22 protein-coding genes and 1 tRNA gene are annotated in these 18,572 nt (G+C 67.9%); 7 read left to right on the top strand and 16 right to left on the bottom strand.

From position 1 onward, the window contains the following. Position 1: 1 nt before the first annotated feature. Both ACYVLV_RS07000 and ACYVLV_RS06995 read right to left on the bottom strand, forming a co-directional pair. Complete coding sequence (locus ACYVLV_RS07000) at positions 2–145, bottom strand: hypothetical protein (protein WP_460808804.1); 144 nt, start codon at positions 143–145, stop codon at positions 2–4. Between the two features lie 97 nt (positions 146–242). Then, positions 243–1,142: a haloalkane dehalogenase gene (locus tag ACYVLV_RS06995; RefSeq protein ID WP_460808802.1), complete on the bottom strand. Its 900-nt coding sequence runs from the start codon at positions 1,140–1,142 to the stop codon at positions 243–245. Between the two features lie 78 nt (positions 1,143–1,220). On the opposite strand from ACYVLV_RS06995, the gene ACYVLV_RS06990 reads away from it, so the two are divergent. Both ACYVLV_RS06990 and galK read left to right on the top strand, forming a co-directional pair. Next, positions 1,221–2,618 (top strand): MFS transporter, encoded by a 1,398-nt coding sequence (locus tag ACYVLV_RS06990; protein ID WP_460808800.1) that lies wholly within the window; start codon positions 1,221–1,223, stop codon positions 2,616–2,618. Between the two features lie 18 nt (positions 2,619–2,636). After that, positions 2,637–3,803, top strand: a complete 1,167-nt coding sequence (gene galK, locus ACYVLV_RS06985) for a galactokinase (protein ID WP_460808797.1) — start codon at positions 2,637–2,639, stop codon at positions 3,801–3,803. Between the two features lie 10 nt (positions 3,804–3,813). Here the strand turns inward: galK and ACYVLV_RS06980 are convergent, their stop codons facing one another. The 7 genes from ACYVLV_RS06980 to ACYVLV_RS06950 all read right to left on the bottom strand — a co-directional run bounded on the left by ACYVLV_RS06980 (position 3,814) and on the right by ACYVLV_RS06950 (position 9,443). Beyond that, complete coding sequence (locus ACYVLV_RS06980; protein ID WP_460808794.1) at positions 3,814–6,270, bottom strand: penicillin acylase family protein; 2,457 nt, start codon at positions 6,268–6,270, stop codon at positions 3,814–3,816. Positions 6,271–6,338: 68 nt separating this feature from the next. Continuing rightward, positions 6,339–6,638: a GroES family chaperonin gene (locus ACYVLV_RS06975; protein ID WP_460808870.1), complete on the bottom strand. Its 300-nt coding sequence runs from the start codon at positions 6,636–6,638 to the stop codon at positions 6,339–6,341. 54 nt (positions 6,639–6,692) lie between these two features. Beyond that, positions 6,693–6,941 (bottom strand): DUF3618 domain-containing protein, encoded by a 249-nt coding sequence (locus ACYVLV_RS06970; protein ID WP_460808792.1) that lies wholly within the window; start codon positions 6,939–6,941, stop codon positions 6,693–6,695. Next, positions 6,938–7,693, bottom strand: a complete 756-nt coding sequence (locus ACYVLV_RS06965; RefSeq protein ID WP_460808790.1) for an energy-coupling factor ABC transporter ATP-binding protein — start codon at positions 7,691–7,693, stop codon at positions 6,938–6,940. The genes ACYVLV_RS06970 and ACYVLV_RS06965 overlap by 4 nt, the downstream gene beginning before the upstream one ends. Positions 7,694–7,711: 18 nt before the next feature. Then, positions 7,712–8,335 carry a cobalt ECF transporter T component CbiQ gene (gene cbiQ / locus ACYVLV_RS06960; protein WP_460808789.1) on the bottom strand — a complete coding sequence of 208 codons (624 nt, stop codon included), beginning with the start codon at positions 8,333–8,335 and terminating at the stop codon, positions 7,712–7,714. 44 nt (positions 8,336–8,379) lie between these two features. Further along, positions 8,380–8,730 (bottom strand): PDGLE domain-containing protein, encoded by a 351-nt coding sequence (locus ACYVLV_RS06955; RefSeq protein WP_460808788.1) that lies wholly within the window; start codon positions 8,728–8,730, stop codon positions 8,380–8,382. Positions 8,731–8,756: 26 nt separating this feature from the next. Then, positions 8,757–9,443: an energy-coupling factor ABC transporter permease gene (locus ACYVLV_RS06950; RefSeq protein WP_460808787.1), complete on the bottom strand. Its 687-nt coding sequence runs from the start codon at positions 9,441–9,443 to the stop codon at positions 8,757–8,759. Between the two features lie 110 nt (positions 9,444–9,553). On the opposite strand from ACYVLV_RS06950, the gene bcp reads away from it, so the two are divergent. The 4 genes from bcp to ACYVLV_RS06930 all read left to right on the top strand — a co-directional run bounded on the left by bcp (position 9,554) and on the right by ACYVLV_RS06930 (position 11,895). Further along, a complete protein-coding gene (bcp, locus tag ACYVLV_RS06945; protein WP_460808786.1) occupies positions 9,554–10,042 on the top strand; it encodes a thioredoxin-dependent thiol peroxidase in 489 nt (162 codons plus the stop codon). 34 nt (positions 10,043–10,076) lie between these two features. Beyond that, positions 10,077–10,158: transfer RNA gene (locus tag ACYVLV_RS06940), tRNA-Leu, on the top strand. Positions 10,159–10,204: 46 nt separating this feature from the next. Continuing rightward, positions 10,205–10,975: a hypothetical protein gene (locus ACYVLV_RS06935; protein ID WP_460808785.1), complete on the top strand. Its 771-nt coding sequence runs from the start codon at positions 10,205–10,207 to the stop codon at positions 10,973–10,975. Positions 10,976–11,019: 44 nt separating this feature from the next. Next, on the top strand, positions 11,020–11,895 hold the full coding sequence (locus ACYVLV_RS06930) for a bile acid:sodium symporter family protein (RefSeq protein ID WP_460808784.1): 876 nt from the start codon (positions 11,020–11,022) through the stop codon (positions 11,893–11,895). Here the strand turns inward: ACYVLV_RS06930 and ACYVLV_RS06925 are convergent. From ACYVLV_RS06925 to murI, 7 genes are all read right to left on the bottom strand, one after another. Next, a complete protein-coding gene (locus ACYVLV_RS06925) occupies positions 11,888–12,475 on the bottom strand; it encodes a 1-acyl-sn-glycerol-3-phosphate acyltransferase (RefSeq protein WP_460808783.1) in 588 nt (195 codons plus the stop codon). The genes ACYVLV_RS06930 and ACYVLV_RS06925 overlap by 8 nt on opposite strands. Before the next feature lie 9 nt (positions 12,476–12,484). After that, positions 12,485–13,123 carry a non-canonical purine NTP pyrophosphatase gene (locus ACYVLV_RS06920; RefSeq protein WP_460808782.1) on the bottom strand — a complete coding sequence of 213 codons (639 nt, stop codon included), beginning with the start codon at positions 13,121–13,123 and terminating at the stop codon, positions 12,485–12,487. Between the two features lie 3 nt (positions 13,124–13,126). Continuing rightward, a complete protein-coding gene (gene rph, locus ACYVLV_RS06915) occupies positions 13,127–13,843 on the bottom strand; it encodes a ribonuclease PH (protein ID WP_460808781.1) in 717 nt (238 codons plus the stop codon). Positions 13,844–13,871: 28 nt separating this feature from the next. After that, positions 13,872–14,675, bottom strand: a complete 804-nt coding sequence (locus tag ACYVLV_RS06910) for an ABC-2 transporter permease (protein ID WP_460808780.1) — start codon at positions 14,673–14,675, stop codon at positions 13,872–13,874. Further along, entirely contained in the window at positions 14,672–15,586 is a 915-nt protein-coding gene (locus ACYVLV_RS06905; RefSeq protein ID WP_460808779.1) for an ABC transporter ATP-binding protein, read from the bottom strand. Before ACYVLV_RS06905 ends, ACYVLV_RS06910 begins: the two co-directional genes overlap by 4 nt. Positions 15,587–15,661: 75 nt before the next feature. Continuing rightward, the gene (locus ACYVLV_RS06900; protein WP_460808778.1) at positions 15,662–16,432 is read right to left on the bottom strand and encodes an MBL fold metallo-hydrolase; all 771 of its coding nucleotides are present in this window, start codon (positions 16,430–16,432) and stop codon (positions 15,662–15,664) included. A 49-nt stretch (positions 16,433–16,481) separates the two neighbouring features. Beyond that, a complete protein-coding gene (gene murI / locus ACYVLV_RS06895) occupies positions 16,482–17,312 on the bottom strand; it encodes a glutamate racemase (protein WP_460808777.1) in 831 nt (276 codons plus the stop codon). A 73-nt stretch (positions 17,313–17,385) separates the two neighbouring features. Between murI and ACYVLV_RS06890 the strand changes: the two genes are divergently transcribed. Further along, the gene (locus tag ACYVLV_RS06890) at positions 17,386–18,402 is read left to right on the top strand and encodes an alkaline phosphatase family protein (protein ID WP_460808776.1); all 1,017 of its coding nucleotides are present in this window, start codon (positions 17,386–17,388) and stop codon (positions 18,400–18,402) included. Positions 18,403–18,572: the final 170 nt, after the last annotated feature.

Raw genomic sequence — 18,572 nt, 5'->3', positions numbered from 1 at the left:
CTCAGTAGTGCGACAACAGGTCGCGCAACACATCGCCCTCGGCGGTCCAGGCGTCAGACCCCCCATGGGAGTGGGACGACACGGTTTCGACCGAGGCGGTCAGATCTTCGAGGACGCCCCCTCGGGGGCTGGTGTTCGACTGCATGTGACGACGGTGGCATCCATCGCGGTCTCGCGCCACCGGAACGGGAGTCATTCCCGTCACATGTGACCTAGCACGCACTGCGGCTAGTCCGTTGTGACTAGTCGGACTCCACCAGACCGATGATGCGGCGGGCCAGTTCGGGCCCTTGGTCCTCCTGCACGAAGTGTCCGCCGTCAACCCGGGCGTGATCCATCCCCGTCGCGCCGGGCACCTGCGCCTGAAGCGGCTTGTCGGCCTTGCCCAGGATCGGGTCCTTGCGCCCGTAGACGGTCAGGAAGGGCTTCTCGAAGCGCCCGAGCCCCGCCCACGCCAGCCGGTTGGCGGGCATAGCGGGATCGTCGGCCCCGGTCGGCACCAGCGCCGGGAACGCACGCGCTCCGGCGAGGTGCTTGGCCGAGGGGAACGGGGCGTCGTACGCCGCCCGCTCGGCCTTGCTCAGTGACCGAACCGTGCCTACATCGACGATCCGCCCGATCGGGAACACCGGTGACCACCGGGAGAATCCACGCCACACGTGGAAGGCCAAGGGCGTCTTGGTGCCCTCGGCGGGCAGGAAGCCGTTCCCGACCACCACCCGCGCGAACCGTTCCGGCTCCATCCCGACGATCCGCAGACCGATCAGCGAGCCCCAGTCCTGACAGAACAGGGTGAGGTCGCCGATGCCGAGCTCGTCGATGAAGGTCGTCATCCAGTCGACGTGGGCCTGATAGGAGTAGTCGGACACCTTGGTCGGCTTGTCGGAGCGCCCGAAGCCGATCAGGTCCGGCACCACCACACGCAGACCGGCCTCGACCAGCGGGTCGATCATGTGGCGGTAGAGGTAACCCCAGGTCGGCTCGCCGTGCAGCAGCAACACGACGGGGGCGTCGCGCGGCCCCTCGTCGACGTAGGCCATGCGCAGCGGGCCGCCGGCGCCACCCACGTCGACGTACGACGGCGCGTAGGGGTAGTCGCTCAGCGCGGCGAACCGGTCCTCGGGAGTGCTCACGATGTCCACGCACCGCAACCTACCGGCTAGGCTCCCGCTCGTTGTTAGTTGTCCATTTCAACTAACTCTCACCCATCAGGAGTCGATGTGCTCGAGAGCACCCACCGGCCGGCCCGTCCGCGCCTGACCTTCGTGCTGCTCGCCCTGTCGATCACCACGTTCGTGCTCCTGCAGTCGCTGGTCATCCCCGTGCTGGCCACGATCCAGGCCGAGTTCGACACCGACCAGAACACCGTCACCTGGGTGCTGACGGCGTACCTCCTCTCGGCGAGCATCGCCACCCCCCTGCTCGGTCGGGTCGGCGACGTCGTGGGCAAACAACGGATGCTGGTGGTCTGTCTGGCGATCCTGACCGTGGGGTCGCTGCTGGCGGCCGTCGCGCCCTCGATCGAGGTGCTGATCGTGGCCCGCGTGATCCAGGGCATGGGCGGAGGCGTGCTGCCGCTGTGCTTCGGCATCGCTCGCGACGAGTTCCGTTCAGGCCTTCAGTCCGCGTTGAGCATCCTCGCCTCGTTGGCCGCCGTCGGATTCGGCATCGGCATCGTCATCGCCGGACCCATCGTGGACGTGATGGGTTTCCGCGGCCTCTTCTGGCTGCCGATGGTCGCCACCGCGATCGCCGGGGTCGCGGCCCTGGCCTTCATCCCGTCCTCCCCCGTCCGCACCCCTGCCCGGCTCCCGGTGACGCCCGCGGTGCTGCTCGCGGGCTGGCTGATCGCCCTGCTCATCGCCCTCAGCGAGGGCAACGACTGGGGCTGGGCCTCCGGGCGCACCCTGGGCCTGCTGGCCCTCTCGGGCCTGCTCGTGGTGATCTGGGTCCGCACCGAACTCCGGGTGCCGGTGCCGATGATCGACATGGCGATGATGCGTCGCCGCGGAGTCTGGAGCACCAACCTGGTGGCCGGCTTCGTCGGATTCGCCACCTTCGCGACCTTCGGCTTCCTGCCCCAGTTCCTGCAGACCCCCATCGAGGCGGGTTACGGCTTCGGCGCCTCCATCTCCGAGTCAGGTCGGCTGCTGGCGCCCTCGGCGTTCGCGTCGTTCCTGATGGGGTTCTGCACCGCTCCCCTGATCAAACGGGTCGGCGCCCGCAGCGTGATCGTCACCGGGACCCTGGTCATGGGGCTGACCTTCGCCTCGATCGCGCTCTTCCACGACGCCACCTGGCAGCTGTACGTCGCCACCACCGCCCAGGGGGTCGGCTCCGGCCTGGTCTTCGCCAGCCTCGCCGGCGTCGTCATCGCCGCCGTGCCCGCCGAACAGACCGGTGTGGCCAGCGGGATGAACGCCAACATCCGCACCATCGGCGGCTCCCTGGGCGCCGCCGTGATGGCCGGGATCGTCACCGCTCGACTGACCGTCGACGGCTTCCCCGTCGAGGCTGGCTACACGATCGGCTTCCTGGTCCTGGCCGTGTCGATGATCGGAGCGGCCGCAGCAGCGGCGTACATCCCCGACTACCGACAGCGCGCTATCAGTCGCTGAGCCGAGGTACGCTGCGACGTGATCGCCTGGACGGAACCCGCTCGGCGGGCCGCCGACGCCTTCGCCGCCACCCACGGGGTTGCGCCGGACGGCGTCTGGTTCGCCCCGGGGCGGGTCAACCTGATCGGTGAGCACACCGACTACAACGAAGGATTCGTCCTGCCGCTCGCTCTGGCCCAGGGCGTCGGCGTCGCAGGCCGAGCCCGCAGCGACAACATCCTGCGGGTCACCTCCGGGCAGACCGGGGAGCCCCTGGAATGCGACGTGACCGCCTTGTCCCCCGGTGACATCCCCGGGTGGGGTGCCTACCCCGCGGGTGTGGCCTGGGCCCTGAGGGGGGCCGGTCACCCGATCGGCGGCGCCGATCTCGTGATCGAGTCCGATGTGCCTCGAGGAGCCGGGTTGTCGTCCTCCCACGCCCTCGAGTGCGCGGTCGCGGTGGCCCTGCTCGGACTGAGCGACATCGATCTGGACCGGACCTCCTTGGCCCTGCTGATCCGGACCGCGGAGAACGACTTCGTCGGCGCTCCCACCGGGATCATGGACCAGATGGCGTCGCTGCACGGTGTCGCTGGTCATGTCCTGTTCATCGACACCCGCAGCCTCGAGGTCGAGCCTGTGTCGTTCGACCTGGGATCCCACGGTCTGGCCCTGCTGATCATCGACACCCGGACCGAGCACGCGCTGGTCGAGGGCGGGTACGCCGACCGGCGTGCGGCCTGTGTGGCCGGGGCGACCGCCCTGGGCGTGGCCGCTCTTCGCGACGTACTCCCCGACGACTTCTCCCATCGGGAGTCCCTGATCGAGGATCCGGTGGTCCGGCGTCGGGTGCGACACGTGGTCACCGAGGACGCGCGGGTGCTGGACACCATCGACCTCCTGCGCTCAGGGGCCGACCCCCGGGTGATCGGTCCGCTGCTCACGGCGTCGCATGCCTCGATGCGCGACGACTTCGAGATCACTGTTCCGCAGGTGGATGTGGCGGTCGAGACGGCACTGACGGCGGGTGCCTACGGCGCCCGGATGACCGGTGGCGGCTTCGGTGGATGCGTGCTCGCCCTCGCCGACGCCGACACGGTCGAGGAGGTGACCGCTGCGGTGCGTTCGGCGTACGCCGAGGCTGGATTCGCCGCGCCGTCCACGATGGTCGCGGCCGCCTCGGACGGGGCCCGTCGGGTCTCCTGACCCGCGGCGACTACCGGCCCTGGAGAATCACCTTGTCGACCAGGTCCTTCTTGATCTGACTGCGGGTCCAGGCGAACTTGACCCACTGCTTCTTCGCGAAGATCCGGGTCTGGTCCGCGGAGTAGCGGGCCTTCGGGTCCTCCTGCTGGCTGTAGGTCAGGATCGTGCGGGCGTTGACCTTCCCCTTCTTCTGGAAGGCGATGGCCTGGATGTGCGAGGAGCCGTAGGTGATCGGCTTGTAGCGCCCGCTGTTGCGTTCCGGGTTGCGGGAGGACAACACGTTCGCGTTGCCGATCAGGCCCCCGTCGCCACCCCCGAGCCCGATGGCCGGCGCACCCCGGTCGCCGGCGACCTGCAACGAGCCCCAGGTGGCGTCAAAGGGGATCTTGCGGGCGCGCAGCGAGTCGATGGCGCCCTGCATGGCCGCGACGACCTGCGGGTTCGCCGCGTTCAGGTCGCGCGGCGTGTTCAGCGGGTCCGCCGCGGAGAACGGCGTACGCCACAACCCCTGGTCGGGGGTGCGGTTCGCGAACTCCTCGAAGATGTGGGTGCCGACGCTGCTGCGCTGGGAACGACCGTCCCAGGCCTTCAACACCGCGCAGGCCTTGGTCTCCCCGGTGGCCGCGCAGACCTGGTCGAGTGCTCCTCCGGCCCGCATCACCTCGGCGCCTCGTAGACGGTTGGCGTGCTCGTGCCGCCGGAAGCTCGCCGGGGTCTCCTTCCGGCCGGAGGCCAGACGGTCGATGACGTACTGGGCGACCATGCGGGTGCGCATCGTGCGCTCGCACTTCTCGCACCCGATGATGTTCGCGAAGCCCTCGAGCCGCACGTCGGGGTTGGGCAGCCAGTAGGAGTCGTTGGCGTTGTGCACCCAGTCGCGGCGGACCACGGCGGGCAGGTTGGCCGGACCGAACATGCCGGGACGCTGGGCGTCGGCGTCGGTGCCCCAGGCGCAGGAGGAGTCGGCGAAGGTGCCGTCCAGACCGGGGAGCCCGGCGACCTCGTCGAGCACCCGGCCGACCGGGGTCATGCAGCGTTGCGCCAGCGCGGTCGGGACGTTGGGCACCACCGAGTGATCGGCGTAGAGCACGTTGCCGCTCCGGTCGGCTGCGGTGGTGTTCACCCACGGCATCCCGCCGCCCTTGTCCTGACGACGCAACAGGTCGCGGACGTTGGTGGCCTTCCCCATCTGCAGGAAGGTGTCGATGGTGCGCAGATGCTCGGCGTTGGCGTCACGGAAGGCCCAGAAGCTCGTCGGGCTCCACGGCATGAAGAGCGCCGGGGCGTCCAGCACGTAACCCTGCGGGGTGCGGTAGAGGTCCTCGGTGACCGTGCCGACCGATCCGTTGGCGCGGCGTACCCGGACCTTGACCAGGCGTCGTTCGAGCTCACGGGGTCCGCTGTCGGTGAGGTACGTCGTGCCCGAGACGGGCGTCTTGTACTCATAGGGCGTGAAGCGGTACGCCGTGGAGACGGTGTGACTCCAGGCCACGTCCTTGTTCCACCCGATGTTGACCACCGGCGAACCGATCAGCGAGGCCCCGGCGACGTCGTACTTCCCCGGGATCGTGAGTTGCTGCTGGGTGAAGTGGTAGCGCCCGCGCCAGGGGAAGTGCGGGTTGCCGAGCAGCATGCCCTTGCCGGTCGAGGTGTCCTCGCCGCCCACGGCGGTGGCGTTCGACCCGAAGGCTGCGGCGGGGTCCTTGCCCAGGCCGGCCAGCAGGGCGTCCCGATCGACCTGCGAGGCGCGCAGCGGCAGATCGGGCAGACCGGGATCGCCGGGAGTCGGGGGTGCGGCGTCGACGACCTCCTTGACGAACACCCCCGCCGAGGCGAGCAGGTTGGCCAAGTAGACGCCGTACCAGAGGTCGACGGCCTTGACGTTGGGCTTGAGGTACTGCGCGCCCTTGCACTCGGCGTCGGTCACTCCCCGGCGACCGGTCTCCCGGATGAAGCGGTTCACCCCGGCGGCGTACCCCTTGACGATCTGCTTGGCCTCGCGCTCCGGGCCCGCGGGACCGGCGAAGAGCTTCTCGACGACCCGGCGGTTGTGCAGGTCGGTGACGAAGGCGTCGACCTGGAGGTTCGAGGCCTCCAGGGTCACCTGGTCGTCGTAGCGGGCATCGGGTCCGAAGAACAGCGAACGCTGCCCCCGACCGGTGACCAGGGTGTCGAACAGGGTGCAGACCGACGACTCGGCGGCGGCGTACCCAGAGCCGTAGCCGAGGCCACCGAACCCCTTGGCCGTGATGTGCGGGATCCCGTGCTTGGTCGTCTCGATCCGGGCGCGGTACTTCCCGTTGCCCTTCTTGCTCAGCACCGTGGCCGGCTCTGCGGTGGCGTTGGTCGAGCCGGGGATCGCGGCAGGGGCCGCAGCGGCACCGGCCTCGAAGGCGCTCACCGTGGCGAGGGGAATCAGGGAGAGCGACGCCAGGGTCGCGAGGGATTGCTTGAGTCGAGTGCGCACAGTGCTCCAACGCACCAGGTGGGGCGATGGTTACGGACCCGAGGCGTCCGAGGTCTGCGGCTCGAGGCTCAGAGGTAGAGGCCGGCGGCCTCGTCGGCCAACCGGTCGGCCGCTACGGCGTGCACGTCGCGTTCGCGCATCACGACGTAGGTGTCACCGCTGACCTCGACCTCGGCCTTGTCCTCAGGGTCGTAGAGGACCTTGTCCCCCACCTCCACCGCGCGGGCGTGGGGTCCGACCGCCACGACCTTCGACCAGGCCAGGCGCTTGCCGCCCATCGCCGCGGTGGCGGGGATGACGATCCCCCCGGAGGACTTGCGCTCGCCTGCGTCACCGTCGAGCTCACACAGGACGCGGTCGTGCAGCATCTTGATCGGGAGCACGGATCCTCCGCGGGGTGCGATGGAGATCTGGCGGGTGATCTAGGAGGCGATCTTGCGGACCGTCGCGAACAGAACGATCACGCCCAGCACACCGCCCACGGTCTTGAGGATGTTGTCGGTGCGGGGTTCCCCGGTCTCGGCGTCGACGTAGACCGCCTTGATCGCGGCGATCTCACGACTCACGATCGTCTTGGGGTGCGAGCGGTAGAGCAGCTGGTCGATGGTGCCGGCCAGGCGCTCGCGCGTTTCTTCGATCTCGCGCTCGATGTCAGAGGGTTCGTTGCTCACGAGGGCAGGTTACCAATGGTCCGCGGGTCGAAGCCGAAGGGGAGTTCCAACCGGTGTTCAGCCATCAACGTCTCGTTGCTCAACACCTCGAGGGTGGAGCCGTCCGCGACCACGTGTCCGTCGCTGAGGATGACCGATCGGGGACACAGTTCCAGGGCGTAGGGAAGGTCGTGGGTGACCATCAGGACCGTGACGTCCAGTCCCCGCAGGATGTCGGCGAGCTCGCGGCGCGAGGCGGGGTCGAGGTTGGAGGAGGGCTCGTCCAGGACCAGGATCTCGGGCTCCATGGCCAACACCGTGGCCACGGCGACGCGACGTCGCTGGCCGAAGGACAGGTGATGCGGCGGCCGGTCGGCCACCTCGGCCATCCCGACCTGGGTCAGGGCCGACATCACCCGGGCCTCCAACTCCGCCCCTTTGAGTCCCTGGTTGGCCGGCCCGAAGGCCACGTCGGCCCGGACGGTGCCCATGAAGAGTTGGTCGTCGGGGTCCTGGAATACGATCCCGACGCGGCGGCGTACCTCGGCGAGGTTGGCCTTCTCGACCGGTAGCCCACTGATCTGCACCGATCCGACCCCGCCGGCCAGGATGCCGTTCAGGTGCAACACCAAGGTGGTCTTGCCGGCACCGTTGGGTCCCAGCAACGCGACCCGCTCCCCCGCATGGACATGGAGGTCCACCCCGAAGAGGGCCTGGTGCCCGTCGGGATAGGCGTAGGCAAGTCCTTGCACGTCGAGAACGGGCACACTCATGAGCACATCACCTGTTCATCACCGGGGCATCCTTCCGTCGTAGCCGCGCGAGAGCATGGCGAGGTGGACCCGTTCGCCCCGCTCGTAGGAGCGGATGAACAACGCCCCCAGGGAGCGCGCCAGCGCGGGCCAGTGCCGCGGGGATCGGGGGTCGACGCCACGCGACCGCATCGAGACCAGCATGCGTCCCAGGTCGGCGGTGACCACGTCGAGGTAGCGGATCATGAAGCTCATGATCTGGACGATAAGGTCGGGCATCCGCAACTTCTGCAGACCAACCAGGACCTCGGAGGGTTCGGTGGTGGCCGCCAGGGTCAGGGCCGCCATCACGCCCAGGGTGCCCTTGGCCAGCAGCGTTCCGGCCGCGACCAGTCCGGCCTCCGACACGCTCAGGCCGAGGACCTCGACCCGAGGTCCGGTGGCCACGAACGGCAACAGCACCGCGAACACGATGAAGGGCACCTCGATGACCATCCGCTTGGCGATGTAGCCCAACGGCACCCGGGCGGTGAGGATCACCGCGACCACGATCAGCAGGTAGACGGCGTACGCCGGATAGAACCGCGGCGGTGTCGCCACCGCCAGGAGCACGAAGGCCAGCAGAGTCAGGATCTTCAGATGCGCCGGGAAGCGGTGCACCACGCTGTGGCCGTGGAAGTGCAGACGGTGACCGTGTCCCGCGCCCACTAGTGGGTGTCGCTCGCTTCCGTCTCGTGTTTCGTACGACGGCGCACGACGTAGGTCAGTCCCCCGGCGAGAGCCAGAACGAGGAGTACGCCGGCCACCCCGGCCACCCCACCGCCCAACCGATCGTTGTCGATGCCCTTGGTGTCGTATCCGCTGAAGAGGCCGTCGTCGGTCTTGGGGGTCTGCGCAGTGTCGTCGAAGCCCTTGTCCTTGGCGACGTACTCCAGACCGTCGGGGCTGCCGCTGGCGTAGTAGCTCCCGACACCCGCGATCAACAGGGTCACCAGCACCGCAAGGATCGCGAAGGTCCGCGTGGACATGCGCGGACGCTTCTCGGTCTGACCGCTCATGCTCTGCCCACTCATGCTTTGCCCACTCATGCGGTGGCCGTCCGGATCTCGAGTTCACGGGTGGAGACCAGACCGCGGGCGCCGTGCACCAGGTCGGGACGCACGGAAACCACCGAGCCCACCACCAGCAGGGTGATGGCGGCCTCGCCGAGGCCGATCAGGGTGTGCCAGCCGAGCATCACGGTCAGCACGGTGCTGGCGTCGATGGGGGCGACCCCACCGATGGCGAAGAGCAGGGTGAACACCGCTGCGGCAGCCGGGACCGAGACGAACGCGCCCACCGCGGCGGCGGGGGCGATGCTGGAGGAACGCTTCGGGAGCACCGCGAGGGCCAGGCGGAACACGGCGTACCCGACGAAGCAGCCGACGATGCCCATCAGGGTGATGTTCGTGCCGATGGCCGTGACCCCGCCATCCGCCATGAACAGCGCCTGGACCAGGAGCACGACGCTGATGCACAAGGCACCGGTCCAGGGGCCGACGAGGACCGCCGCCAGCGCACCTCCCAGGAGGTGACCGCTCGTACCGGCGCCCACGGGGAAGTTGATCATCTGCGCGGCGAAGATGAAGGCCGCGACCAGTCCGGCCATGGGCGCGGTCCGGTCGTCCAACTCGGTGCGGGCCTTGCGCAACGCCACCGCCACGGCACCCGCGGCGATCACACCGGTGGTGATCGACGTCGGTGCGTCGAGGAATCCATCGGGCACGTGCATGCGGGCGTCTCCTACCAGTTGGCCATCAGTAAGTTGGTTGAGGAAACCCTACGTTATTGCAAACAATGTGCAACTACCTCTGGCCCGCAGTTGCGCGAGAAGGAGCCTCCATGCCCACCACCGACCAGACCCGACTCGCCATGGGCGATCCCGCCCCCGACTTCACCCTGACCGATGATCAGGGCACCGAGGTCACCCTCTCCTCGCTCCTGGGTGAGGACAAGCGGGTCATCGTCTACTTCTACCCGGCGGCGATGACGCCCGGCTGCACCAAGCAGGCCTGCGACTTCACCGAGTCCTTCGACTCCTTGGCCGCTGCCGGGTTCACGGTGCTGGGCATCTCCCCGGACAAGCCGGAGAAGCTGGCCAAGTTCCGCGAGCGGGACGGGCTCACCATCACCCTGCTCTCCGATCCCGATCGGTCGGTGATGAAGTCCTACGGTGCGTTCGGCGAGAAGAAGCTCTACGGCAAGGTCGTCGAGGGAGTCATCCGCTCGACCTTCGTGGTCGACCCCGCCGGTGCCGTCGAACTCGCGCAGTACAACGTCAAGGCCACCGGCCACGTCGCCAAGCTTCATCGCGACCTCGGGCTGGCGTAGGACGACGCCGGGTCGGCACTAGACTTCCTGGCGAGCCGGAGTGGTGGAATTGGCAGACACGCAGGTTTTAGGTACCTGTGCTCTAGGGCGTGGGGGTTCAAGTCCCCCCTCCGGCACGATGAACCCTATTGATGCCTGTCTCGCGATCGGTCAGGAGCGACCATGAGCCAACCACCGGAGCAGCCGCCGGAGTGGACACCGCCGGGACCGAGCGGTGACGGCGTACCTCCTGCCCCACCGGGCCAGTACCCACCGGCTCAGTATCCGCCGGCCCCCTACCAACCGGGCCAGAAGCCGTCGTCGAAGAAGAACGTCGGCCTCATCGTCGGTCTGATCGCCGCGGGTGTGTTGGCGTTGAGCGCGATCATCATCGGAGTCGTCGTGCTGGTCAGCGGCGACGACGGGCCGAGTGCCGACGCGCCCATCAGTAGCCAGAGCGCCGACCCGTCCCAGGACGCCTCCGAGGACCCCGCTGATGAGACGGGCCTCCTGTCCGGGGAGGGCTACTCCTACACACTGCCCGACGAGTGGCAGGACGTCAGCGAAGACGTGCTGGCACAGAACCCACCCGGCGCCATCGACACGGTCGCCACGTGGGGTCCCGACATCGAGAGCGGTCGCGCCAACCTGATCGTGGAACGCCAACCGGCCGAGGTCACCGACCTGGAGGAGTTGCGGGAGAGCTGGCAGGGCAACCTCGGGAACGCCGTGGGCGTCACCCCGAAGCCGGGCCCGGACTCGCAGATCGGCGGCGAGAAGGTCATCGCCGCGACCCTCGACAGCGTCAACAACCAGGACGTCTCGGTGGCACAGACCGCCTATCTGGCGGTCGTCGACGGTGCGGTCTACTCGATCACCCTGAGCGCCGAGAAGGGCGACGCCGGAGCGAAGGACGTGTTCGACGAGATTCTGGATTCCTGGACCTGGGAGTAGCTCGACTACCTGTGACGCCGCTCACAGGGGGTTAGGCTCCGCGCATGGGTGGAGCACTGACGGAGATCGGACTGCCGATCGCACTGGGGATCATCATGTTCGGCCTCGGGCTGGATCTGACGCTGAGGGACTTCCGCCGGGTGCGGGAGCACCCCAAGGCGGTGGTCGTGGCGCTGGGATGCCAGTTGCTCCTGTTGCCGCTGATCTGCTTCGGTCTGGTGCTGTTGTTCGATCTGCCGCCGCTGCTCGGGATCGGGCTGATGCTGTTGGCCGCCTCCCCCGGTGGCACCACGGCGAACCTCTTCAGCCATCTGTTCCGGGGCGATGTCGCCCTGAACATCACGCTGACCGCGATCAACTCGGTGATCGCGATCGCAACCCTTCCGGTGATCACCAACCTGGCCATCGCCTACTTCGACCAGGGCGACACCGTCAGCCTTCCCCCGGTCGAGGTGATCAAGGTCTTCGTGCTGATCCTGGTCCCTGTGGCGATCGGGATGGCCGTCCGCTCCCGACGCCCCGACTTCGCCGAGCGGATGGACCGCCCGGTGCGGATCGCCTCTGCGGTGATCCTGGCCGTCCTGGTCATCGGGATCCTGGCCGGAGAAGCCGAGAACGTGGGCGACTACCTGGCCTCGGTCGGCGCTGCCGCCGCCCTGTTCTGCGCGATCAGCCTCGTCGTGGGGTACGCCGTCCCCCGCGCCTTCGGCATCGTCCAGGGACAGGCGATCGCCTCGTCCTTCGAGATCGGCGTCCACAACGGCACCCTGGCGATCTTCGTGGCCGAGAACATCCTCGAGGTCAACGAGGTCGCGGTCCCCGCCGCGGTCTACTCGCTGCTGATGTTCTTCATGGCCGCGGCCTGGGGTGTGCTGATCAGCAAGCGCATCCGGAGGACAGAGAGCGCATCTGTCAGCTGAGGGTCTCGCCCTCTTCCCGCAGCCGGGGCGGCGAGGTGTTCTCGGGGTAGATGCCCTGCTTGTCGGCGTAGAACTCGCGGATCCGGTCCATGTCCGCCGAAACGTCACCGGTGGGCTGGAAGGTGATACCGAAGCCGACGCGGCGGCTGGGTGCGTCGAGGAACGACAGGGTGAGTGGCAACCCGGTCTGCTGGGAGATCCGGTAGAAGCCGGACTTCCAGAACTCGACCTTGCCGCGGGTTCCTTCGGCAGCGATGGCCAGCAGAAAAGTTTCGTCCGACTTGGCCCGTGCAACCAACTCGCGGATGGTGGCGCCGGGGTTGTCGCGGTCGAGTTCGATGGCTCCGCTAGCCCGCATGATCGGCGCCAGAGGTCCCTTGAAGAACGACTCCTTCACGAGGATCTGCAGCTGCACGTTGTGCGTCCAGGCCATCAGGACACTGAGCACCCAGTCCCAGTTGGAAGTGTGCGGGTAGCCCACCAGGATGCCCGCCTGCGGCGGGGTCCCCACCGGCTTCCACCGGACGATGCGCAACAGGAAACGGGCCAGGTTGCGTCGGAGAAAGAAGTGTCGGTTCACGCTCGGAATCTACCGGGGGGCCAACGCGGCGGCGACCAGAGGTGCGATCTCGCGCAGTGCGTGGCCTCGGTGGGAGATCGCGTCCTTCTCCGCCGCCGACAGCTCCGCGGTCGCCAGGCCCGGGTGGTCGTCGGCCTCGAAGAGCACGTCGTACCCGAAACCTCCCTCGCCGCGCACCTCGTGGAGCACCCGACCGCTCATCCGCCCCTCCACCACGATGGCGGCACCTCCCTCGACCCGGGCGTCCACGAAGGCCACCGCACAGACGAAGTGCGCTGCGCGCCTCTCGGTGGGTACGTCGGTGAGTTGATCGAGCAGCAGCCGGTTGTTCCTTGCGTCTTTGTCATCCCCCTTGGCGGAGCCGGACCAGCGTGCGGAAAGCACTCCCGGCATGCCGTTCAGCGCATCGACGCAGAGCCCGCTGTCGTCGGCGAGGGTGGGGAGCCCGGTCATGGCCGCGCCCGCCAGCGCCTTGACCAGCGCGTTGCCCTCGAAGGTCGGATGGTCCTCGATGGGTTCGTCGTAGGCGGCGACGTCGTCCAGGCCGAGCACCCGGATGCCGGGCAGGTGCTCGACCAGGATCCGCTGCATCTCGGCGATCTTCTTGGCGTTGCGGGAGGCGAGGAAGATCTCGACAGGCTCGACCATCGGCTAGCGCCCCAGAGCCTCGTTCTGCTTACGGATCAGGTCGGCGCAGCCCTCGCCGGCCAGGTCCAGCAGTGCGTCGAGCTCGGCGCGGTCGAAGGCCGCACCCTCCGCGGTGCCCTGGACCTCGACGAACTTCCCGTCGGCGGTCATCACGACGTTCATGTCGGTCTCGGCGCGGACGTCCTCGACGTAGGGCAGGTCCAAGCGCGGCGTACCGTCGATGATGCCGACGCTGATCGCGGCGACCGAACCGGTCAGTGCCCCGGGGACCCCGAGGGCGGCGCAGGCGTCGTGCAGAGCGACGTACGCCCCGGTGATGGCGGCGGTGCGGGTGCCGCCGTCGGCCTGGAGGACGTCGCAGTCGAGCTGGATGGTGTTCTCTCCCAGCGCCTTGTCGTCGATGACCACGCGCAGGGAGCGGCCGATCAGACGGCTGATCTCGTGGGTCCGGCCACCGATGCGGCCCTTGACCGACTCGCGCGGCGAGCGGGTGTTGGTGGAGGCCGGGAGCATGGCGTACTCCGCGGTCACCCAACCCAGGCCGGAGCCCTTGCGCCAGCGCGGCACACCCTCGCTGGCCGAGGCCGAGCACAGCACCTTGGTCTTGCCGAATTCGATCAGCACCGAGCCGGCCGCGTGGTCCAGCCAGTTGCGGGTGATGGTGACCGGGCGCAGTTCGTTGTCGGCCCGGCCGTCTTCGCGTGGGGTGGGAGAAGTCATGGGGCCGACCCTAGTAGTCGGGGCCCACCTACTTGAATTCGATGCGGAGCAGTCGGGCCACACCCAGTGCGAGGGGGACGATCAACCAGATCGTGCCTGCGACCACGAACTGGGCCCACTCCTGGCCCGTCAACGAACCATCGCCCACGAACAAGGGACTCTGTGCGGTATTGAACTCGACCCACGGCGCGATCTTCTCGAAGCCGCTGCTGATGCTGGACAGGATGCCCGAAGCGATCGGCAGCACCAGGCTGTAGATGAAATAGACCACGATCGCGGCCGGGGTGTTCATCAGGAGCATGGCGATCGCGAAGCCGGTGAAGACCCCGATCAGGTTGGCCAGCACGAAGCCGTTGAAGATCAGCGAGAACTCCGGGGTCCAACTCGGCGAGGCGCCCGAAGCGACCCCGATCAGGGTGCCGACGGCCGCGACGAGAGCCGCCAAGATGATCAGGCCCACCCCCAGGGTCAGCCCAGCGAGGAACTTGGCGATCACCACGCGGGAGCGTCGGGGCTCGAGGGCGAAGGTCACCAGACCGGTGCGTTGGCTCTGCTCGCTGGTGACGAGCAGGATGATGACGATCGGCAGGAAGTAGCCGAGGGTCGCCCCGGAGATCTGTAAGAACGTGCCGTAGTCCTTGTCGACGTCATTGCCCACCAGGGCGAAGATCGTGAGAACCACGAGAAGCAGTGCGAGCACCCCGATGATCAGCCACCGTCCCGCCCGGGTGTCGAGGGCCTTGCGGACCTCGACCTTGGCCAAGCGCCCCATCGGCACCTGCGAGGTGTCGCTGAAGTCCAACGGGGCGTAGGAACTAGAGGTCGAACTCATCGGGCTACTCCTGGGGCAGTGACGTCGCGTTGGGTGTCGGACGTCAACTCGAGGAAGAGGTCCTCGAGGCCGGCCGACCCGGTTCGAAGGTCGGTCAGCACGATGCGCGCCTCGATCGCTGCTCGACCGACGTCCTGCGGCGCACAGGAGGCCCGTAGGCCGCTTCCTTCGGGTTGTACGTCGAACCCGGCTCGCTTCAGTGCCTCGGTCAGCCCCTGGTTGTCTTGCGACATCACCAGGGTGCTCACCGTGCCGTCCATGGCCAGGAGCGTCGCTTTGTCTCCTTGCGCGACGATCTTGCCGTGCCCGATGAGGATCATCTCGTCGGCGATGAGTTCGACCTCGTTGAGGAGATGGCTCGAGAGCAGCACGGTGCCGCCGCGGTCGGCGTACCCCTTCAGGAGGCCTCGCATCCAGCGGATTCCCGCGGGATCGAGGCCGTTGGCGGGCTCGTCGAGAATCAGCACCGACGGGTCGCCGAGGAGGGCGTGGGCGATGCCGAGTCGCTGCTTCATGCCCAGGCTGTAGTTGCGCAGGCGGCGCTTCGACTCCTTCGGGTCCAAGGAGACCAGCGCCAGCATCTCGTCGACCCGGGAGTCGGGCAGACCCATGGTCGCGGCGCCGATCATCAGGATCTCCCGACCGGTGCGGCCTGCGTGCTGCGCTGAGGCGTCGAGAAGCACGCCCACGTGGCGGCCGGGGTTCGGGATGTCTTGGTAGAGATGCCCGCCGATGGTGACCCGGCCACGGGTAGCGGGCGTCAAGCCCGCCATGACGCGCATGGTGGTGGTCTTCCCGGCGCCGTTGGGTCCCAGGAAGCCGGTGACCTGTCCGGGACGACAGACGAAACTGACGTCGTCGACGGCCGTGAAGCCGCCGTACGTCTTGGTGAGCCCTGAAACCTCGATCATGCGCCCAGCGTGCACTACTTCCGATGAAGATGGAACGCCGCAACGCCGACCTTCAGGGACCGTTGAGACTCGCGATCAGTCGAAGTCGTAGATCGCGCCGGGCCGGGCCAGTTCGATCGGTCCGGTGTAGTTCACCCGGGCCTCGGTGAGCATGGTCTGCTTGTCGAACCACGGCGGGATGTGGGTGAGCACGAGTCGTTTGGCGTGCGCACGAGCCGCGGCCTGACCGGCGTCGGCCCCGGTGAGGTGGAGATCCGGCGGATTGTCGTCGTGTTCGCGGAAGGATGCCTCAGCCAGGAGCAGGTGCACCCCGGCGGCCACGCGATCGAGACCCTCACAGGGGCCGGTGTCTCCGCTGTAGCCGATGGTGATGCCGTTGGCCTTGATCCGCAGACCGAACGCATCGACCGGGTGAACCACCGGCACGGCCACGATCGAGAAGGGCCCGATCTTGATCGGTCCGTCATAGGAGCGGAAGTCGAACTCCTCCGCCATGCCGGGGCCATCGGGCAGGTCGTAGGCACGCGCCATCCGGTCGGCCGTGCCGACGGGGCCGTAGACCGGGATCGTGGGTTGCCGGCCGGTGGGGTGGTACTTACGCATCACGTAGTAGCCGCACAGATCCAGACAGTGGTCCGGGTGAAGGTGGGAGAGGAAGACAGCGTCGATGGTGAGCGGGTCGACGTAGTTGTGCAGTGCGCCGAGGGCGCCGTTGCCGAGCTCGACCAGGATCCGCCAGGTGCGCCGGTTCCCGTCGGGGCCGTCGTAGGCCTCGAAGAGGTAGCAACTCGCGGGCGAGTCCGGTCCGGGATACGAGCCCGAGCAACCGATCACGGTGACCTTCATGTCCCACCCCTCATGTTCCCCACCTCAGGTTCAGCCCTCTTGCCGATGATCAAACCAGTCCCCCGATGAATTGCCCGGCAGCGGCGAGTTCCGGTCCGAGGAACCTGCGGCCGATCGTCTCGAAATCCTCGGGGGTTCCCGTGGTCAGGAAGGAGTACGTCGGCTCCCCCTCGGTGCGCATCAGTCCCGTGTCGGCCAGCATCTTGTAGACGTCCTGAGCGCACTCCTCGGCGCTGCTCACCAGCGTCACCCCGTCGCCCATGACGTAGGAGATCACACCGGTCAACAACGGGTAGTGGGTACAGCCGAGCACGAGGGTGTCCACCCCGGCGGCGGTCAGCGGGTCCAGGTACTCGTGAGCCGCGGAGATCAGGTCCTCACCACCGGTGATGCCCTGCTCGACGAAGTCAACGAAGGCCGGACAGGCCTGGGTGGTCAGGACCATCTGCGGTGCCGCCGCGAACGCATCGTCGTAGGCGCGTGAGTCGGCGGTCGAGCGGGTGCAGATCACGCCGATGCGGCCGTTTCGTGTGGTGGACACGGCCCGACGGGTGGCCGGGTAGATCACCTCTACGACCGGCACGTCGTACCGCTCCCGGGCGTCGCGGAGCATCGCCGCGCTGGCGGAGTTGCACGCGATCACCAGCGCCTTGACCCCCTGGTCGACCAGGTGGTCGAGACACTCCAGGGCGTACTCGCGGACCTCCCCGATGCGCTTGGGCCCGTACGGCGCCCGCGCCGTGTCGCCCAGATAGAGGACCGACTCGTGGGGCAACTGATCGATCACCGAACGGGCGACAGTCAGTCCTCCGAAGCCCGAGTCGAAAATGCCGATCGGCGCATCCACAGATCCGGAGATCGTCGAAGAGAGCGGAGGCATCGATGAAGTGTAAGACCGGCACCGCAACTCTGGTGGCCCCTGGGACACACGTCACGTTGCTACGCTCCCCCGCATGCTCCGCTCCCTCCTCACCGCAGGCACTCTCGGCCTGATCCTCACCGGGGCTCCGGTCGCCGTTGCCGCACCGGCCCCGACTGCTCAGACTGCCCTGAGCGCTAGCCCAGCCAGCAGTGCACAGGCCCCACGTGTGTTGGCCATCTCGGTCGACGCCCTGAGCCCGGCGGCGATCCGCAAGGTGGGGCGCGCGGGTGCCCCCAACCTCTTCCGGTTGATCCGGCGGGGCGCCGGCACCCTCAACGCTCGGACGACCTACGAGCAGACCTACACCCTGCCGAATCACGTCTCCATGGTGACCGGACGACGCGTCAACGCGCGGCGCGGCGGGCACGGCGTCGACTTCAACGACGATCGTCCAGGCACGGTCCAGAGCGCAGCCGGCGGGCCGGTCTCCTCGGTGTTCAACCAGGTGGCCGAGGCCGGAGGCTCCAGCGCCGTGTTCTCGACCAAGACGAAGTTCTCCATCCTCAAAAGATCCTGGCCCCGGGCCATCGATCGGCTCGTCATCAAAGAGGAGCGGGATCGCTCCTTGATGAAGGCGGCACGTGCTGACCTGATCAAGAAGGGTCGCGACTTCACCTTTGTCCACTTCGGCAAGATCGATCAGGTCGGACACGACCGCGGCTTCCAGTCCCGGCCCGACCTCCGGGCGGTACGACAGGTCGACACATTGATCGGCAAGCTGCTCAAGGCGATCGACAACCATGCCGCTCTCGCCGACACCGTCGTGATCCTGACCGCCGACCACGGGGGCGTCGGGAAGGACCACTTCGATCCCAAGCAGTTGGTGAACTACCGCGTCCCGTTCCTGGTCTGGGGCCAGGGCATCGACCGCGCCAACCTCTACAAGCTCAACCCGTCCTATCGCGACCCGGGCCGGCGCAGGGTCTCCTACGCCGGCAAGCAGCCCATCCGGAACGGCGACCTGGCCAACTTCGCGGCCGACCTGCTCGGCCTTGCCTCAGTGCCCGGAAGCCAGTTCGACGTGCGACAGCGGTTGCGCGCCAGCTGATAGCCCCGATGGTTGAGGTGCGACGAGCCCCGTCGCTGGTTGAGGTGCGACGAGCCCCTGGGCGAGGAGCCCGACGAGAACTCAGCAATCGATACAGAAGGGGCGACACAAACGCCGACCGCCCGCCTCTCCCAGGAACAGGAGAAACGGGCGGTGGTTGTCAGGGACGG

Source organism: Nocardioides salsibiostraticola (assembly GCF_054783655.1).
Note: the sequence above shows the minus strand (reverse complement) of the source record. Positions and strands in the feature narration are given on the sequence as shown.

Excerpts from the sequence above, each read along its gene's own strand:
- ACYVLV_RS06955 (WP_460808788.1), bottom strand. The coding sequence starts at position 8,730 with ATGAGCGGTCAGACCGAGAAGCGTCCGCGCATGTCCACGCGGACCTTC.
- murI (WP_460808777.1), bottom strand. The coding sequence starts at position 17,312 with ATGCCTCCGCTCTCTTCGACGATCTCCGGATCTGTGGATGCGCCGATC.
- ACYVLV_RS06900 (WP_460808778.1), bottom strand. The coding sequence starts at position 16,432 with ATGAAGGTCACCGTGATCGGTTGCTCGGGCTCGTATCCCGGACCGGAC.
- ACYVLV_RS06905 (WP_460808779.1), bottom strand. The coding sequence starts at position 15,586 with ATGATCGAGGTTTCAGGGCTCACCAAGACGTACGGCGGCTTCACGGCC.
- ACYVLV_RS06930 (WP_460808784.1), top strand. The coding sequence starts at position 11,020 with ATGGGTGGAGCACTGACGGAGATCGGACTGCCGATCGCACTGGGGATC.
- bcp (WP_460808786.1), top strand. The coding sequence starts at position 9,554 with ATGCCCACCACCGACCAGACCCGACTCGCCATGGGCGATCCCGCCCCC.
- rph (WP_460808781.1), bottom strand. The coding sequence starts at position 13,843 with ATGACTTCTCCCACCCCACGCGAAGACGGCCGGGCCGACAACGAACTG.
- ACYVLV_RS06890 (WP_460808776.1), top strand. The coding sequence starts at position 17,386 with ATGCTCCGCTCCCTCCTCACCGCAGGCACTCTCGGCCTGATCCTCACC.
- ACYVLV_RS07000 (WP_460808804.1), bottom strand. The coding sequence starts at position 145 with ATGCAGTCGAACACCAGCCCCCGAGGGGGCGTCCTCGAAGATCTGACC.
- ACYVLV_RS06935 (WP_460808785.1), top strand. The coding sequence starts at position 10,205 with ATGAGCCAACCACCGGAGCAGCCGCCGGAGTGGACACCGCCGGGACCG.
- ACYVLV_RS06950 (WP_460808787.1), bottom strand. The coding sequence starts at position 9,443 with ATGCACGTGCCCGATGGATTCCTCGACGCACCGACGTCGATCACCACC.
- ACYVLV_RS06965 (WP_460808790.1), bottom strand. The coding sequence starts at position 7,693 with ATGAGTGTGCCCGTTCTCGACGTGCAAGGACTTGCCTACGCCTATCCC.
- ACYVLV_RS06920 (WP_460808782.1), bottom strand. The coding sequence starts at position 13,123 with ATGGTCGAGCCTGTCGAGATCTTCCTCGCCTCCCGCAACGCCAAGAAG.
- ACYVLV_RS06975 (WP_460808870.1), bottom strand. The coding sequence starts at position 6,638 with ATGCTGCACGACCGCGTCCTGTGTGAGCTCGACGGTGACGCAGGCGAG.
- ACYVLV_RS06910 (WP_460808780.1), bottom strand. The coding sequence starts at position 14,675 with ATGAGTTCGACCTCTAGTTCCTACGCCCCGTTGGACTTCAGCGACACC.